The sequence below is a fragment of the Streptomyces sp. NPDC048462 genome (assembly GCF_043200175.1).
GTDB lineage: Bacteria > Actinomycetota > Actinomycetes > Streptomycetales > Streptomycetaceae > Streptomyces.
Genome location: NZ_JBICXG010000014.1, coordinates 127,847 through 145,512, shown reverse-complemented (window position 1 = coordinate 145,512; position 17,666 = coordinate 127,847). Strand labels below are relative to the sequence as shown.

The 17,666-nt window shown below is 75.1% G+C and carries 8 protein-coding genes; all 8 read right to left on the bottom strand.

What is annotated here, in order from left to right; genetic code table 11:
- Positions 1-5: 5 nt before the first annotated feature.
- Genes ACGFU6_RS23585 through ACGFU6_RS23550 form a run of 8 tightly spaced genes read right to left on the bottom strand, consistent with a single transcriptional unit; the run spans position 6 to position 17,487 of the window.
- A complete protein-coding gene (locus ACGFU6_RS23585) occupies positions 6-1,952 on the bottom strand; it encodes a N,N-dimethylformamidase beta subunit family domain-containing protein (protein ID WP_393613570.1) in 1,947 nt (648 codons plus the stop codon).
- Positions 1,949-3,418, bottom strand: coding sequence for a condensation domain-containing protein (locus tag ACGFU6_RS23580; protein ID WP_393613568.1), 1,470 nt, complete (start codon positions 3,416-3,418; stop codon positions 1,949-1,951). The genes ACGFU6_RS23585 and ACGFU6_RS23580 overlap by 4 nt, the downstream gene beginning before the upstream one ends.
- Positions 3,411-3,671 carry a phosphopantetheine-binding protein gene (locus ACGFU6_RS23575; RefSeq protein ID WP_393613566.1) on the bottom strand — a complete coding sequence of 87 codons (261 nt, stop codon included), beginning with the start codon at positions 3,669-3,671 and terminating at the stop codon, positions 3,411-3,413. Before ACGFU6_RS23575 ends, ACGFU6_RS23580 begins: the two co-directional genes overlap by 8 nt.
- A complete protein-coding gene (locus ACGFU6_RS23570; RefSeq protein ID WP_393613565.1) occupies positions 3,668-3,880 on the bottom strand; it encodes an MbtH family protein in 213 nt (70 codons plus the stop codon). The genes ACGFU6_RS23575 and ACGFU6_RS23570 overlap by 4 nt, the downstream gene beginning before the upstream one ends.
- Positions 3,877-6,960: an amino acid adenylation domain-containing protein gene (locus ACGFU6_RS23565; protein ID WP_393613563.1), complete on the bottom strand. Its 3,084-nt coding sequence runs from the start codon at positions 6,958-6,960 to the stop codon at positions 3,877-3,879. The genes ACGFU6_RS23570 and ACGFU6_RS23565 overlap by 4 nt, the downstream gene beginning before the upstream one ends.
- Entirely contained in the window at positions 6,957-8,498 is a 1,542-nt protein-coding gene (locus ACGFU6_RS23560; protein ID WP_393613561.1) for an AMP-binding protein, read from the bottom strand. Before ACGFU6_RS23560 ends, ACGFU6_RS23565 begins: the two co-directional genes overlap by 4 nt.
- On the bottom strand, positions 8,495-14,224 hold the full coding sequence (locus ACGFU6_RS23555; protein ID WP_393613560.1) for an amino acid adenylation domain-containing protein: 5,730 nt from the start codon (positions 14,222-14,224) through the stop codon (positions 8,495-8,497). The genes ACGFU6_RS23560 and ACGFU6_RS23555 overlap by 4 nt, the downstream gene beginning before the upstream one ends.
- The gene (locus ACGFU6_RS23550; RefSeq protein WP_393613559.1) at positions 14,221-17,487 is read right to left on the bottom strand and encodes an amino acid adenylation domain-containing protein; all 3,267 of its coding nucleotides are present in this window, start codon (positions 17,485-17,487) and stop codon (positions 14,221-14,223) included. Before ACGFU6_RS23550 ends, ACGFU6_RS23555 begins: the two co-directional genes overlap by 4 nt.
- Positions 17,488-17,666 lie beyond the last annotated feature (179 nt).

The following is a 17,666-nucleotide window of genomic DNA, read 5'->3' as shown; positions in this document are numbered from 1 at the left end:
CACCGTCAGACGACGGGCTGCCGTCGCAGTCGCAACGGCCCGCCGGAGCGGGTGGCGTACAGCGTCCCGGCACGGGCGGCCAGCCCCTCGCAGCCGCCCCTCGGCCCAGGCGCCGCGCAGGGCGCGAAGCCGGTGGCGTCCACCGAGGGCAGCCTGGTGAGGAGTGTCCCCCGCGCGTCCGCCGCCCACAGGCGGCTGTTCATCGTGGTGAGCGCGACGGCTCCGCCCGCCGGCCCCAGCGCCCGCCAGGGCGCGTCCACGTCGAGGGCGGACAGGTGGTGCAGTGTGTCGTCGTGCGGGGTGATCGCGAAGGCCCCGGCGTCGCACAGCGCCAGCGCCGCCGTGCCCGCCGGGACCGTGGTGACCGGGTGCCATTCGGCCGGGCCGGGAACCGGGTCGCGGCGCAGCAGCCGTCCGTCGTCGGTGGCCGCGTACAGCTCCAGCGGGAACGCGCCCGACGCCTCGCGGGACGAGGCCAGGGCCCGTACTCCCGGCGCGTCGCCGATCCGGCGCCAGGGCAGGTTCTGGCCGGACGGCTCGCGGCACAGCAGCGCGCCGTCCGCGTCCGCGCCGAAGAGGATGCCCTCGCAGACCGCGAGTGCGCGCACCCCGTCGGGGGCGGACGCCACCTCCCAGGCGTCGCCGGGCACCGCGCCCGTGAGGCGGTCCAGGACGTTGCGGGTGATGCGGTCGACGACCGGGTCCTCCGCCAGGACGCTGCCCCAGTTGATGGTGCCCGCGTTGAACACCGTGCCCGCGCCCAGCCGGAACGTCCCCATCGTGGCGGCGCCGCCCTGGCCGTAGTCGCGCCAGTGCCGCAGGTCCGCGGTGGCGAGGACGACGAAGGAGGAGGGGGTGCCGTCGGCGCCGGTGGCCCGGGGCACGTCCCCGGTCCACTCCAGGTCGCAGGCGTCGGTCTCGTACCCGAGCGCGCCCCGGGCGAACGATTCGCCCTGGGCCAGTCCGGTCCCCTCGAAGACCCAGTGCCCGGCGAACCGTGCGGTGTAGGCGTCCTTGAGCATCACCTTCATGCCCTCGCCCCAGGCTCCCGCGCCCCGGCGGAAGCTGAGCCCGGTCATGGAGTTCTCCGGGCGGTCGACCGGGGAGCTCGACCACTCGACGGTGACCCGCCTCGGGTCGGTCGCGGTCATCGGGTCGGTGACCGCGTCCCGGTGGCAGACCATCGTGCTCAGGCCGTCCTCCAGCCGCATCTGCCACCACGCGGTGTTGGCCGCGAAGAACGCGAGGTTGCCGCCGCGCCGGGCGAACGTCTCGACGCTGTCGCGCATCTCCATCGTCCAGTACTCGTCGTGGCCGTTGACGACCAGCAGCCGGTAGTGGGAGAGGAGTTCGTCGCCTTCGTGCAGGTCGAGACCCGAACAGAAGTCGACCCGGTATCCGGCGCGGGGCAGCCAGCGCAGCAGCCCCTCCTCCCAGCGCTCCGGGGGCGGGCCGCCGCCGGGCGAGGCGAAGGAGACCCGGGCCGCCCGGTCGGGCTGCTCGGTGTAGTAGAGGCCCCGGCCGGGCCGGCCGCTGTGGGTGTACGCCCGCCAGGTGGCGAACGGGATGGAGACGAGGATCGCCGAGCCGGTGCCCGGCCGGGCGGCCCGGACGACGAACCACACCTCGTGCTCGGTCTCGTCGAGAAGGCCGCCGTCCGCACCGCCCCGCAGCGCCCCCGGGGTGTCGACGAGCGGTTCGAACGTGGCCCGGTACAGGGAGCTGGGCCAGTCCTCCGGGATCCGCAGGGTCCAGTCCGGGCCGGTGACCGGTGCGGTGAGCCGTACCTCGCCGCCGACCGCGTCGGTGACGACGACCCTGGCGGGCCCGCCGGTGCGGTGGAAGGCCAGGGTGCCGCCCTGCACGGCGGACGTCCGCTCGGCCCAGGCGCGGATCACGGCCGGCGCACCGGGCTCCGTCCCGCCGCCGGTCGCGTGGGTGCTGTGGGTCATGGCCGCTCGTCCCCCCACGATCGCCTCAGCAGCTCCGGCAGTTCACCGAGGGACGGCGCATCGCCCGTCGCGCTCGCGACGATCAGGTGCTCCATCGCGTACAGGTGGCCTCGGATGGCGTCCGGCGGCAGATACGCGGTGTCCGCGGTGAGCGTCACGGCGAGGGCCGGTCCGACCTCCGTGATGTGCAGGCAGTAGCGGCACGCCACCCGTTCCTGGGTGGCGGGGAAGTCGAACCGGGTCGACCCGCGCGCCCCCGCGAGCTCCTCCCGGGTGGGCGCCGGTCCGGCGGGCCCGTGCCGGTCCACCAGCCGCATGTCGTTGAAGCAGCAGTACGGGTGGACCTCGGTACCCCGCTCCCGGCTCATCCGCTCGCCGAGCCGGTCCCACTCCACCGGGTCGTACCCGGCGGCCCGGTAGGTGCGCAGCGCGGTCCGGTAGGCGTCCGGGAGCAGATCGGTGAACGGGGCGTCCGCGTCCACCGCCCCCGGATCGAGGACGAACAGCCCGTCCTGGGAGAGGGTCGAGACGAGGTCGCGCAGGGCGGGGGCGGTCCGGTTCCCGACGATGGGCATCACGGCGGCGGTGCGGTGGCCCTGGTCCGCGGCCACCAGGGCGGCGGACGCGGCGAGCAGCACGGTGGAGCCGCTGACCCGGTGGGCGGCCGCGACGGCTCCGACGGAGCGGGCCATCGCCGCGGAGACGATCCGCCCGGTCCAAAAGCGCGGGCTGCGGGGCTCGGCGACCTCGGTGGGGAACATCGTCGGCGGCGCCGACCGGTACCCCCGCTCCCAGTGGTCGAGGGCCGCCGCACCGCGTCGCCTGCCCCGTTCGCCGTGCTGCTCGCGTGCCAGGTCGAGGGGGCCGGTGGCGGGCGGCCGGCCTGCGGAGCCGCGCAGGGCCAGCAGGCGCAGGTCCCGTACGAGGACCTCGGCGCCGTGCCCGTCCGCGGCCAGGTGGCACAGGACCAGCACCACGTGGGTGACCAGGCCGTCCACGGTGACGAGGGCGACGCGCAGCGGCCACTCACCGGTGTAGTCGAAGCGGGTGCCGGACAGCCGGTCCAGGAGGTCGTCCGCGACCCGCGACGCGGCGTCGGCGTCCGGTGCCGCCACGAGGGCCACCGGCAGCGTCCCGTCAGCGGAGAGCGACTGCTCCGCACTGCCGTCATCGTTCACCAGCCTGGTGCGCAGCGCCTCGTGACGTGTCATCAGGGCGCTGAGCGCGGTCAGGGCCGCGGGCACGGCGACGGTCCTTCCGCGCGAACCCAGGGGCAGGACGCGGCCCAGGTTGAAGTAGTGGTCGTTGGGGACGGTCCTCAGTACGGCGTGCCAGATCGCCCGCTGCCCCCAGGTCAGCGGGGCCCGCCCGGACCGCTCGCCGCGGAAGGCCACCTCCACGACGCCGACGCCGACGCCGGACGGGTACGAGTCCGCCGGGGCGTCGGCCGTGACGGTGTCAGCCACGTCCGCCTCCCCCGTCCGGTGCGGCCAGCCGGTCCGCGAGCGCGTCGAAGTCGTCCAGCTGCCGGAACGATCCGTCGAGGTCGATCAGCACGCCGAACTCCTCCTCCAGGGCATCGATCAGCCGCAGCATGGCCAGCGAGGTGACCCCGATCGCGGTGAGGGAACCCCCCTCGGCCAGGACATCCGTCGCGGTGATCTCGCCGTCGGTCGCCACCTCGACGAGGCCGGCCAGCCGCTCCCGCACGGCGGTCACCGCGCGCCCGTCGCGGACTCGGCCAGCCGGCGGCGCAGGCTCAGCGGCCGGATGTCCTCCCACACCTCGTCGACGTGTGCCATGCACGCCTCCTCCGAACCGGTGAAACCCTCGGCCCGCCACCCGGCGGGGAGTTCGCCGCCGGCGGGCCACAGTGCGTGCTGCTCCTCGTCGTTGACGACGACCTGGTACGACGCCTGCTCGCTCATCGCTGTTCCTCCTGCTGAAGTAGGGCCGCCTCGGCCGCTACGCCGTTGATCGTGGGGGTGTCGAAGAAGACGTCGAGCGGTACGTCGACGCCGAGTTCCCGGCGGATCCGGCCGGCGATGGCGGTGACCGTCAGGGAGTGCCCGCCGAGGTCGAAGAGGTCCTCGTCGAGGCCGATGTCGTCGAGCCGCAGCACGTGCTGCCAGATGTCACGGACCACCGAGGTGACCCGGTCCGTCCCGCCGTCCGCCGCGCTCGCGCCCCGCGCACCGGACACCGGCGGTACCGGCTGCTCCCGGGTGCGCGGCGGTGCGGGCAGGCGGCCCCGGTCGAGCTTGCCGTTCGGGGTGAGGGGGAACGTGTCGAGGGACACCCAGACCCCCGGGGTCATCGCCGCCGGGAGGGCGGCCGCCACATGGGCGCGCAGCGCCTCGGGCGAGGCGGGGGCGCCCGGCGCGGCCGCCGGGACGGTGTAGGCGACCAGCCGGGCCTGCCCGCCGTCCGGGTCGTCCGTGCCCGCGTCGAGGACGACGACCGCCTGGGCCACCGCCGGGTGCTCGCCGATCCGCGCCTCGATCTCGCCGAGTTCGATGCGGTGGCCGCGCAGTTTGATCTGGGTGTCGGCGCGTCCGGCGAACTCCAGCAGGCCGTCCCGCGTCCGTCGTACGAGGTCGCCGGTGCGGTACAGCCGCGAGCCGGGCGGCCCGTACGGGTCGGGGACGAAGCGCTGCGCGGTCAGCCCGGGACGCCCCCGGTAGCCGTGCGCGACACCCGCGCCGCCCAGGTACAGCTCGCCGGTGATGCCGTCCGGCACCGGTGCGCCGTACGCGTCGAGCACCTGGACGGAGGTGGCGGCGAGCGGGCCGCCGATGGTGACCGGCTCGCCTGCGGTGAGTTCGGCCAGGGTCGACCAGACCGTGGTCTCGGTGGGCCCGTACACGTTGACGAGCCTGCCCGTGGCGTCCGCCAGACCACGCGCCAGCGGGCCGGGCAGCGCCTCACCGCCGGCGACGGCGACCAGGTCGGGCCGGTGCAGCCCGGCGGCGAGCATCAGCCGCCAGCTGCTCGGCGTCGCCTGCACATGGGTGACGTCCTGTGCGTCGATCAGCTTCAGCAGGGCCGCGCCGTCGCGCTGCTGCGCCTCGGGGACCAGGACCACGCGGGCCCCGGCGGTCAGGGGGAGAAGCAGCTCCACGGTGGAGATGTCGAACGACAGGGTGGTCAGTCCGAGCCAGCGGTCGGCCGCGCCCGTCCCCAGCCGCTCGGCCATCGTGGCGAGGAGGTTGGCGAGCGCCCGGTGCGGGACCTCGACCCCCTTGGGGGTTCCGGTCGAGCCCGAGGTGTAGATGACGTAGGCGGGATCGCCGGCCTCCGGCGGTGCGGGGTCGGCGGCGGCCGGGGCGGCGGGCCCGGCGACGGTGAGCACGGGCACGCCGGCCGGGAGCCCCGCGGGGACGTCGCCCCCGGTGACCAGGGCGGCCGGTGCGGCGTCGCCCAGGATGAGGGCGAGCCGCTCGGCCGGGTGGTCCGGGTCCAGCGGGAGGTAGGCGGCGCCCGCCGTCAGCACGCCGAGCACGGCCACCAGCTGGTCGACGGAACGTGGCAGCAGGACACCCACGAGGTCGCCGGCGCCCAGCCCGCGCGCGCCGAGCCGGGCGGCGAACGCGGCTGCCGAGGCGTGCAGTTCGCGATACGTCAGCTCCTCGCCGTCGGTTCCGGTCACGGCGACCGAGTCCGGGGTCCGGCCGGCCTGCGCGCTGAACATGCCGACGACCGTGGCACCGGGCGGGCAGGCGGCGGGCCCGGCGCCGGCGGAGCCCAGGACCCGCCGCCGCTCCTGCCCGGTCAGCAGGGGGAGTCCGGCGAGCGGGGTGCGCGGTGCGGCCAGCGCCGCGTCGAGCAGCGTGAGGAAGTGGCCGGCGATGCGTTCCGGTGCGCCGGGGGCGAAGGCGTCGGCGCGGTACTGGAGTGAGCCGTCGATCCGGGCGGGGCCGTCGACGAGCTGGAGGTGCAGCAGGTTGCGGACGGTGTGGGTGAAGCCCGTCCAGTCCACCGTCTCGGCGCGGCCGAAGCCGAGTTCCGGCAGGTCCCCTCCGCCGCGGCGCCGGTAGCTGACCGAGACCGGGGTGAGCGCGGTGCGCGGGGTGAGCCCGCGCACCGCGCGGGCCAGCGGGACGGTGCGGTGCTCGTACAGGGCCCGCAGTTCGGTCCGTACGTCCTGGACGAACAGGGCGAAGGGGCGCTGTGGGTCCGGGTGGGTGAGGACCGGCAGTTCGTTGACGTACAGGCCGATGTGCCCGGCGTCCTCGGGGCGGCGGATGCTCAGCTCCAGGGCGGTGGCGGGCGCCGTGCTGCCGTAGCGCAGGAGCAGGGTGTGCCAGGTGGCGAGCAGCACCTCGAAGGGGGTGGCACCCAGGTCTGCGGCGGCCCGGGTGAGGCGGTCACGCAGCGCGGTGTCCATGGTGAAGGGGACGGACGCGCCGGGCGCGGGCGCACACGTGTCCTTCGGCGCGGCGGACAGTCCGGGAAGAGCCGGGGTGCCGGTGTCGTGGTCGCGGCCCGACCAGAACGCGGCCGCGGCGGCGACGGCGGACTCCTCCGGCACCGGGGGCGGCCCCGGCCGCGCGGCGGGAGCGGGGGCGCCGCCCAGCGCGGCCAGCAGGACGTCCTTGGACGTGCCGTCGAACACCAGGTGGTGGGCGACGACGTGGAGCAGCTGCCGGTCGCGGCCGCCGGCCACGAGTGCGAACCGCACCAGTGGTCCCCCGGACAGGTCGAAGGGGCGCACCGTCTCCGCGCGCAGCACCGCCTCCACCTCCTGCGGGGCGCAGCTGAGCCGGCGCAGCTCCGCGCCGGCGACGCCCGGTTCGAGAGCGGGGCCGGCCGGGTCGAGGCGCGCCGTCAGCACCGGGTGGAGGCGGGTGACGCGCGCGCAGGCGGCGGCGAGCGCTGCGGCGTCCGGCGGGCCGGTGAAGCGGACGGTGAGCGACAGGTGGTGGGCCGAACCGGCGTGCAGCACCTGTTCGGTGACCCACATGCCGTGCTGGGCCGGGCTGAGGCCCTGGGGGGCGGTATTCGTCATCGCGGTGCCTCGTCGTCCAGGAGCAGGCGCAGTTCGCGCTTGAGGATCTTGCCGCCCTCGTTGCGGGGCAGGCCGGAACGGAACAGCAGCCGGGCCGGGAGCTCGTGCGGGGCCAGCCGGTCCAGCAGGAAGGTGCGCAGCTCCGGCACCGTCACCTCGCCGCGTGGCACGACGACGGCGGCGACCACGGATCCGAGCACGGGGTGCGGCACTCCGAGGGCGGCGGCGTCGGCCACGGCCGGGTGGGCGTGCAGCGCGTTCTCCACCTGGAGGGTGGACACCTTGTGGGCACCGGACTTGACCACGTCCCGTTCGCGGTCGAGCAGGTGCAGGTAGCCCTCGTCGTCGAGCCGGCCGAGGTCTCCCATCCGGACCCAGCGGCCCTGGAACACCTCGGCGCCGGCCTCCGGGTCCCCGAGGTAGGTGCGCGGCGACGCGGGGGTACGCAGCCACACCTCGCCGGGTTCCCCGGCCGGCAGCGGGGTGCCGTCGGCGGCGGTGATCCGCAGCTCGCTCAGGGATGCGGGGCGGCCGGGCGACTCGGGCCGCTCGGGGTCGAACAGGAGGGTGACCTGTGCGGGGGCCGCCTCGGTCGAGGTGTAGTAGTTGACGATCTGGGCCCGGGGGAAGGCGTCCGCGAGCCCGACGGCGACGGGCTGCGGGAGGGCGGCGGCGGTCGAGCCGACCAGCCGGACACTGTCGGTGGAGAACCGCCGCGCGGGGCCCGAGCCGAGCAGTTCGATGGCCATGGCCGGGACGAGGAAGACGCTGCCCACGGCGTGCTCCTCGATGAGGCGGGCGAAGCGGGCGGGCGTGAACCGGGGTGCGGCGATCCCGGCCGCCGCCGAGTCCAGCGCGTTGACCAGCATCGTCTGTCCCGCGTTCGTCCCCACCGGGAAGGCGTGCAGGAAGTACGCGGAGTGCCGCAGCGGGCGGCGGCGTTCGTCGAGGGTGCAGCCGTGCGCCAGGTTGCCGTGGGTGGCGGTGACCCCCTTGGGCACACCTGTGGTGCCGGAGGTGTAGAGGATCTGGGCGAGCGTGTCCGGGGCGGGGAGCGGGAGCGCCCCGGCGCTCGGGTCACGGGCCGTGGTGACCTCGGCGACGGTCGCCGTACGGACCGGCGGGGCCGGGCCGTCCGGTGCCGGGAGGGCCGGCGGGGGTTCCCCGGCCGCGTGCAGCACCAGAGCGGCCCCGCTGTCCCGCAGCACATGGGCGAACACCGCCGGGGCCTGACGGTCCGACACCGGGACGGCCACGCAGCCGGCCATCAGGACCCCGCAGTAGGCGACCGCGTACTCGGCCCAGTCTGCGCTCCCGTAGCGCAGCGCCACCCGGTCCCCGGCCGCGTGCCCCCGGGCCCGCAGCCCGGACGCCAGCGCCCGCGCCCGGTCGTGCCACTGGCCGAAGGCCAGCCGGTGGGGGCCGCACAGCAGCGCCGGGCGGTCTGGGGCGGTGGCGGCGCGGTGCTCCAGCAGGGCAGGCAGGCTCGTGGGGCCGGCGGGCCGCACCCGCCGCGCCGGGGCCGGGGCGGCGCTCATGCCTCGCCCTGCGAACGGCCTGCGGAGCCTGCCGGTCCGGTGGTGACGAGGCCACCGCCCCGGGCCCCGGCCTTCGCCTTCCCCGCGCGCGCCCCGGCCATCCGGCGTTCGAGTTCCTGGATGCCCACCAGGTCGTCCGGGAGCGCGTCGGGGACGTCCAGGTCGAAGCGGGACAGCACCCGCATCCGCAGGCCCACCGCGACCAGGACCAGCATCGCCGCGCCGAACAGCACGTACATGAAGCCGATGCCCCGGCCCGGCCCGGTGCCGATGACGGCGCCGACCGTGGACGCGAGTGGTCCGTCGTCCTCCAGCAGCGGCCCGAACAGCGCGGCACCGGCCGGGGCGATGATCCCGTGCCCGATCGGCAGGGTCGACCAGGCGACCATCGTGTTGAGCGCGAACACCCGCCCGTGGAAGCGCTGCGGGACCTTGATCTGGACGATCGTCGTGTAGACGCCGTTGACCATGGACAGGGCGAACGACATCCCGAACGCCCCGGCCCCGATCACCCACAGGTCGGCCCGGACGCCCACCAGGGCGCAGGCCACCGCCAGCAGCGCGGCGAGGCCGAGCATGCCGCGCAGCCGGTGGCGCACCGGCCCGCCCCAGAAGCCCATCGCGATTCCGCCGAGGATGGCTCCGGCGCCGCCGGCCACCGCGACGCGGGCCGCCGCCGCCAGCGAGTCGAAGGACAGCACCAGCGGGGTGAGCAGCAGGAAGAGCGGCGAGAGGAAGATGTTCAGTCCGGCGAACCAGAGCAGCATCGCGCGAAAGCCCCGGTTGTGCCAGGAGTGCTGGAAGCCGTGCTTGATCTCGGCGATCAGGGACTCGCGACGGCTCCAGGCCATCGTGACGGGGAACCTCACGCACAGCAGCACACCGATGGCGACCGCGTAGCTCGCCACGTCCAGGATGAGGATGCCCTTCAGTCCGATCGCCGCCATCAGGGCGACCGCGACCAGCGGGACGACGAACTGCGCGACGCCGAAGGCCATCTGGACGATGCCGTTGGCGTGGCCGAGGTACTGCTTGGGCACCAGCTGCGGCACCGCCGAGGCGTAGGCCAGGCGCTGGAAGGTCAGCGCCATCGACAGGACGGCGAGCAGTACGTAGATGTGCCAGGAGTGGAGGTGTCCGGAGAGCAGCAGGGTGAGGAGCGCTGCCTGGGTGACGGCGGCGACCACGTCGCTGACCAGCATCACCCGGCGACGGTCGAGCCGGTCCACGATCGCCCCGGCCACCGGGCCGATCAGGATGCCGGGCAGCATCCCGATCACGGCGTACAGCGCGTACCGGCCCATCGAGCCGGTCTCCAGGTAGATCCAGACGGGCAGTGCGAACTCGGTGAGCGCGGAGCCGGTGATGGACAGCAGCTGGCCGAGGGCGACCAGCAGGAAGCGCACCATGCTGGGGGCCGGGCCGCTCTCCGGCGCCGGTGGTGGCGGGGTGCCCGGCGGTGCCTGCCCGGTCCCCGTCCCGTCCGGGCCCTCCGGGACGCGGTCGCTGACGCCGTGGAACCACCACGGACCGTCGTCGGCCCGCGCGGGCAGCTCGTCGGCCGCCGTCCCGGTCACGAGGGCGGGGTGGGTACGGGTGACGATCTCGGCGAGCTCGGCGGCACGGTACTTCAGGAAGAAGTGCCCGCCCTCGTCGAGGACGGCGACGGCGGAGCGTTCGGCGAGCATCTGCCACTCGCGGTAGCGCTCCTGGTAGAAGTCGGTGGCCGGGTCGCGGTTGCCGATGACGGAGATCACCGGTGCCCGCAGCCGGTCGCCGCCCCGCTCGACCTCGTCCAGCACCGAGGTGAAGTACTCCTCGGCGGCCTTGGAGTCGCTGCGCATGTTGCCGATGATGAACCGCGTCTGTGTCTCGTCGAGTTCGCCGACCTCGGCGCCCATGGAGCGCAGCCAGTTGACGTACACCCGGTCGCCCAGCAGCGGTTCGAGGGCGGAGATCCTGCTGAGCGCGCCGAGCACCTTGCTGCGGGGCCGGGCGAAGGGGAACTGCGCGCCGATGTAGACGGCTTCCAGCTCCCGGCCGGAGCGTTCCAGGAGCCGGGCCACCGCCACGGTCAGGGCGCTGCCGACGCCGCAGTGCCCGTACAGGGCGATGGGGCCGGCGACCCGTTCGGCCACCTCGGCGGCGATGCCCTCGGCGAGTTCACCGAACGGCAGGTGGCGTTCGGTGACCCCGATGTCGTGTCCGGGGATGGCGACCGACCACAGGTCGTAGCCGTCGGGCAGTTCGTCGGCGACCGGCTGGTAGACGACCGCGCTGCCGCCGCCGTAGGGCACACAGACCAGCGACAGGGTGCGGGTGGCCTCGGGAGCCGGCTTCGTGAGCCGGTGCAGCAGCCGGCTGGGGCCGCGCTCGGACTCGTCGAGGTCGGCGAGGGCGGCCAGTTCGCGCACCGTGCGGCAGGTGAACAGGTCCATCACACTGACCGGTCGGGCGCCCACACCGGGCAGCCGCTTGCGGACCCGTGCCACCACCTGGGTGGCGAGCAGCGAGTGGCCGCCGAGGTCGAAGAAGTCGTCGTCGATGCCGACCTCGGGCAGGGTCAGCACCTCGGCCCAGATGTCCGCCAGCACCCGCTCGGTCCCGGTCCCGGGCGCGACGGGCGCGTCGCCGCCGGACCGCCGGATCTGCGGGGCGGGCAGGGCGCGGCGGTCAAGCTTGCCGTTCGGGGAGAGCGGCAGCGCGGCCAGGCCGACGAACGCGGCCGGCACCATGTAGTCGGGAAGGGTGCGCCGCAGCGCGGTCCGCAGCGCCTTCGTGTCGGGCTCGGGGGCCTCACCGGCGGCGGTGTCCGGCCGGGGCACCACGTATGCGACCAGCCGCTTGTCCCCCGGGTTGTCCTCGCGCACGACGACCGCGGCGGCGGCCACCTCGGGTTCGGCGCACAGCGCGGCCTCGATCTCGCCGGGTTCGATGCGCATGCCGCGCAGCTTGACCTGCTGGTCGATCCTGCCGAGGTGTTCGAGCTGCCCGTCCGGGCGCCAGCGGGCCAGGTCACCGGTCCGGTAGAGCCGGGAGCCGGGCTCACCGAACGGGTCGGGGACATAGCGGGAGGCCGTCAGCCCGGGTCTGCGGTGGTAGCCCAGCGAGACCTGTACGCCGCCGATGTGCAGCTCGCCCGGGGTGCCGACGGGGGCGGGGCGCAGGTCCGCGTCCAGGACGTACAGCCGGGTGTTGTCGACGGGCGCGCCGATCGGCACGGTCTCCAGCGGGCCCGCGCACTCCCAGCTGCTGACGTCGATGGCGGCCTCGGTCGGGCCGTACAGGTTCGCGAGCCCGCAGTGCGGCAGCCTGGCGGTGAACTCCCTTGCGGTGCGCGGCGGGAGCTCCTCACCGCTGCACACGACCTGGCGCAGCCCCGCGCAGCGCTCGATGCCGTCCTCGGCGAGGAACATGTCGAGCATCGAGGGCACGAAGTGGGCGAGGGTGACGCCCCGGTCGGCGATGGTGTCCCGCAGGTGGGCGGCGTCCTTGTGACCACCCGGCCTGGTGACGACCAGACGGGCCCCGGACAGCAGCGGCAGGAACAGCTCCCACACCGAGACGTCGAAGCCGGTCGGGGTCTTGTGCAGCACCGCGTCGTCCGGCCCCACCCCGTAGGTGCGGCGCATCCACAGCAGCCGGTTGACGAGGGCACGGTGGGTGTTGGGCACCCCCTTGGGCCGGCCGGTCGAACCGGAGGTGTAGATCATGTACGCGGTGTCGTCGGCGGCCGGCCCCCCGGGCAGCGGTCCGTCGCCGGGCCAGGACGCCGACTCCTCCAGCAGCAGGACGCGCGCCCCGCACTCCTCGGGGACGGGCAGCCGGGCCTGCGTGAGCAGCACCGCGGCACCGCTGTCGGCCAGCATCGACGCGAGGCGTTCGGCCGGGTACTCCGGGTCCAGCGGGGTGTAGCCGGCCCCGGTCCGCAGCACGCCGAGGAGCCCGGCGACGAGCTCCGGCGAGCGTTCCGCGCTGACCGCGACGAGCGAGCCGGGCCCCACGCCCTCGGCGTGCAGCCGCCTGGCGACCCGGGCGGCGGCCAGGTCGAGCTCCGCGTACGTGAGGGTGGCGCCCTCGAAGTCGACGGCGACGGCGTCCGGGGTGGCGGCGGTCTGCGCGGCGACGAGCCCGGGGAGGGTGGCGTCGTCCGGGAAGGCGCGCGCGGTGTCGTTCCACTCGACGACCAACTGCTCCCGCTCATCGGGTGCGAGGAGGTCCAGCGTGGACAGGGGCACGTCGGGACGGTCGGCGACGGCCCGCAGCAGCCGGCCGAGGCAGCCGCCGATCCGGGCGACGTCCGCCTCGTCGAACAGGTCGGTGTTGTAGTTGAAGGCGCCGTGCAGCCCGTCGGGCCACTCCATCAGGAAGAGCTCGATGTCGAACCGGGTGCCTGCGGCGCGCAGCCCGAACGCCTCCACGTCCAGGTCCGTCCGCTCGCCGGCCCCGTCGCCGCGCACCGCGTAGTTCTGGATGGCGAGCACCGCCTGGAACACCGGGGAGCGCGAGACGTCGCGTTCCACCTTGAGCTCCGACACCATCTGGGCGAACGGCAGTTCCTGGTGTGCGTAGGCCTCCAGACAGGTCTCCCTGGTCCTGGCGACGAGCTCGGTGAAGGTGGGGTCGCCGTCCAGCCGGGCGCGGAAGGCCAGGACGTTGACGAACATCCCCACCAGGCCCTCCAGTTCCGGCTCGGGGCGGCCGGCGACCGGTGAGCCGACCGCGAAGTCCCGCTGTCCGCTGAACCGGGCGAGCACCAGCTGGAACGCGGCGAGGAGCACCATGTGCGCGGTCGCGCCGTGGGCCCGGCCGAGCTCGGTGAGCCGGTCCAGCAGCTCACGGTCGACGTCGAAGCCGTAGCCGGCTCCGTCGAAGGTCTGCCGCTCGGGGCGGGGGCGGGCGCGGGGCAGCTCCAGCGGCTGGACGCCGGCGAGTTCCTCCTGCCAGTACGCGACCTCCCCGGCGAGCCGCGCGCCGGTGAGCCGTTCCCGCTGCCAGACGGCGAAATCGCCGTACTGGACGGGGAGTTCGGGAAGCGGGTCGGGGCGGCCCGAGGCGTACGCGGTGTAGCCGCGCAGGATCTCGGAGACCAGCACCTCGCTGGACCAGCCGTCGCTGACGCTGTGGTGCACGACCAGGAGCAGCACGTGGTCGTCGTCGGCCAGCCGGATCAGAGCCGCGTTGACCAGCGGGCCGGTGACCACGTCGAAGGGTTCCGCCGCCAGTTCGTCCACCAGCCGGCCGGCCTCCTCGACGCTGCCGGCGTCGGCGGTGCGCAACGCGAACGGGCCCGGTTCGGCGATCTCCAGGACCGGGCGGCCGTCGTCGGTGGACGGGTAGCGGGAGCGCAGGGTCTCGTGCCGGGCGGTCACCGCGTCCAGCGCCCGCTGGAGCGCGGGACGGTCCAGCGGGCCGCGCAGCCGCCTGGCGACGGGGATGTTGTACGCGGCGGTGCCGGGCGCGAACTGCTCCATGAACCAGAGCCGCTCCTGCGCGAAGGACAGCGGCGGCACGCTCCCGGCGGTACGGGCGGGGATCGCCCGTACGGTGCGGTCCCGGCCGCGCAGCCGCTGGGCGAGCAGCGCCCGCTTGGCCTCGGAGAGCGCGGCCGCTGACGGTCTGCCGGGGGGACCGGCGGGCTCCGGTGTCCCGGCGGGCTCCGGCGCGGCGGTCCCCGTGTCCGGTCCCGCCGCGTCCGTACCGGATATGGCTTCGGTGCTGCTCACGCCGTGGTTCCGTTTCTTTCCGGTGCGGCCGAGGCCGCGAGGAGTTCCTCCGCGTCCGCTTCGGACAGGGCGTCGATCTCCGCCAGCAGGAGGTCTTCCACCGCGACGGCGAAGGCCTGGGCGGTCCGGTGGGCGAACAGCACCCGCAGCGGCACCGTGAGACCGGCCGCCGCGCGGATGCGGGCGACCACCCGGGTGGCGAGCAGTGAATGCCCGCCGAGGTCGAAGAAGTCGTCCAGGGCCCCGACCCGGTCGAGGCCCAGGACCTCCGCCCAGACGTCGGTGACCAGGGACTCGGCGTCCGTACGCGGGGCCACGTAGCCGCCCCGGAGTTCGGGCCGCCGTTCGGGGGCGGGCAGCGCCCGCCGGTCCAGCTTGCCGTTCGGGGTGAGCGGCAGACCGTCCAGCACGACCAGCGAGTTCGGCACCAGATGGGCCGGCAGGGTGTCGGCGAGGGCGGCCCGCAGCGACGCGGGCCGGAGCGCATCGCCCCGGTGCTCCGCCGCCGCGACGACATAGCCGACCAGGGCCTCGTCGCGGACGACGACAGCGGCCCGGCCCACGCCGGGCAGGCCCAGCAGTGCCGCCTCGACCTCCCCGGGCTCCACCCGGAAGCCGCGTACCTTGATCTGCGCGTCGATCCGGCCCAGGAACTCCAGCTGCCCGTCGGACCGCCACCGCACCAGGTCCCCGGACCGGTAGCGCAGCGCGCCCGGCGGCCCCCACGGGTCGGGCACGAAGACCCGGGCGGTGGCACCCGGGCGGCCCCGGTAGCCGTACGTCACCCCGGCGCCGCCGATCAGCAGCTCACCGGCGGCGCCGCGCGGCAGCAGCCGGCCCCGCGCGTCGCACACCGCAAGGGTCGTTCCGTCGAGCGGGCGTCCGACGGGGGGCCGGCGCGTCGCGTCGGCCGGGCCCAGGTCCGCCGCGCTGGCGATCACCGTGGTCTCGGTCGGGCCGTAGGAGTTGACGACGCGGACCCGCTCCCCGAAATGCGCCCGCCAGGCGGCGACCGCCGCGGGTGAGACCTGGTCGGCGCCGAGGATCAGCAGCCGCAGTCCGGGCGGCCAGGCCACGGTGTCGACGGTGTCGGCCAGCTGGTGCCAGTACGGGGTGGGCAGGTCCAGCACCGTCACCTCCCGCCCGTGCCCGGCGGCGAGCAGGTCCGGCAGGGTGTCGCCGCTCTCCGCGACGACGAGGCGGGCCCCCGCGGTGAGCGCGGGGTAGATCTCCTCCGCGTGGGTGTCGAAGCTGAGCGAGGCGAACTGGAGGATCCGGTCCCCGGGTGTGATCCCGTAGTCCCGGCGCATCCCGGCGACCCGGGCCGCCAGCGCGCGGTGCGGCACCACCACGCCCTTGGGAGTGCCGGTGGAGCCGGAGGTGTGGATCAGGTAGGCGGCGTCGTCCGGCCCGGCCTGCCAGGCGGGGTCGGGGGTGCCGGGCTCGCCGGCCTCCTCGCCGAGTACGGCGACCCCGTCGGGGAGCCAGGGCGCGGTGCCGGCGGCGGGCCCGACCACGACGCGGACACCCGCGTCCCGGACCATGAACTCCAGCCGGGGCGCCGGGTAGGCGAGGTCGAGCGGCAGATACGCGGCACCTGCCCGCCACGCGCCCAGCATCGCCGTGACGGCCGCCGCACCACGCGGCAGGCAGACCCCGACGACATCGCCGCGCCGCACCCCGGCCCCGTGCAGCCGCACGGCCAGCGCCCCGGCCGCGTCCCACAGTGCGCGGTGGGTCAGCGTGGCGTCCGGCCCCCGCACGGCGACGGACGCGCCGTGTTCCCCGGCCGCCACCCCGGCCAGTACCCGGGGCAGCGCGACGGCGTCGGCCGCGTGCGCCTCGGGACCGGTGCCCAGCGTGCGCAGTTCCTCGCGCTCCGGCCCGGTGAGGACGGGCAGCTCGGGTACCGGGGTGTCCGGCGCGCCGAGCGCGCCGCGCAGCAGCGTCTCGAAGCTCCCGGCGAGCACGGCCACCCGGTCCGCGTCCAGCAGGCCGGTCCGGTAGCCGAAGACGGTGACCAGGTCGGCGCCCTCGCGGCGGATGTCCAGCATCAGTTCGAACTTGCTCGCCGCATGCCCGCCGTCGGCCTCCGCGCACCGCAGACCGGCGAACGTCCGCTCGCCGCCGTCGCCCTCGTCCTGGGTGTGGACGGTGAGCAGGGTCTGGAACAGCGGGCTGCCTCCCAGCCTGCGTTCGACGCCCAGTTCGTCGATGAGGCGCTCGAACGGCACCCGGTCGTGGGTGAAGGCGGCCAGCGCGGACCTGCGCACGCGCCGCAGCAGTTCACCGAAGGCCGGGCCGTCCGCCAGCTCCGCCCGCAGGACGAGCGTGGTGGAGAAGTAGCCGATCAGCTCCTCCAGTTCGGGTTCGCCCCGGCCGGCCGCCGGGACGCCCACGCAGAAGTCGTCCTGCCCGGTCCAGCGGTGCAGCAGGCACTGGTAGGCGGCCAGCAGCACCATGAACGGCGTACAGCGGCGTTCCTTGGCGAGCGCGTCCACCCCGGCCGCCGCTCCGGCCAGCCGCCGGGTGTGGAAGGCACCTTGTCTGCCGAGTCCGCCCTGTCCGTCCGGCCCGTCGGGCCCGTCCGGCCCCGCGGTCCCGTCCCCGGAGTGCAGGTCCAGCACCGGGGCACCGGCCAGCCGCTCCCGCCAGTAGTCCAGCGCCCGCTGCGCCTCGGGGCCCTGCGCGGACTCCCGCTCGCGGGCCGCGTGGACGGTGTACGGCAGGACGTCCGGCAGCTCGACGACGCGGCCGTCCAGGTGTGCGGCGTACCGGGTCTCAAGCTCCGTGCGGAGCAGGTTCAGCGACCAGCCGTCGGCGACGATGTGGTGGAGCACCACGCACAGCAGGTGTTCCTCGTCGGCGGTGCGCAGCAGGGTGACCCGCAGCAACGGGCCGCCTGCGAGGTCGAACGCGCCGTTGGTCCGGGCGGCGAGGATCGCGTCGGCCCGCCCCGCCGCGCCGTCCGCCCGCAGGTCCAGGACCTCGACGGGGAAGGCGGCCGCCGGTTCGACGACCGCGACGGGGCGGCCGTCCGCGTCGGGGAACCTGGTGCGCAGTGCCTCGTGCCGGGCCACGGTCCCGTCGAACGCCGTCCGCAGCGCCTCCACGGACAGGGGACCGGACAGCCGGAGCACCAGTGGAATGTTGTAGGAGGCGTCCCCGGGGTCCAGCTGGTCCAGGAACCAGAGCCGTTCCTGTCCGTGGCTCAGCGGCAGACCGCCGCCTCCCGTGAAGTCCGTACCGGTAGTGCCCCTCATGTGCCGTGCCCCCCGTGTGCCGCGCGGCACGGACCCCGAGGAAGACGGGGTCCACGCCGCAGGAATCCGCCGACGGACCGTCATATTCCTTGACGGGTAAGGGAGTTGTGCTTCCCAGGGCCCCGTCTGGCATCGGCCTCGCGGCAACCGCAACGCTAGAAGGCGACCCCCCGCAAGTC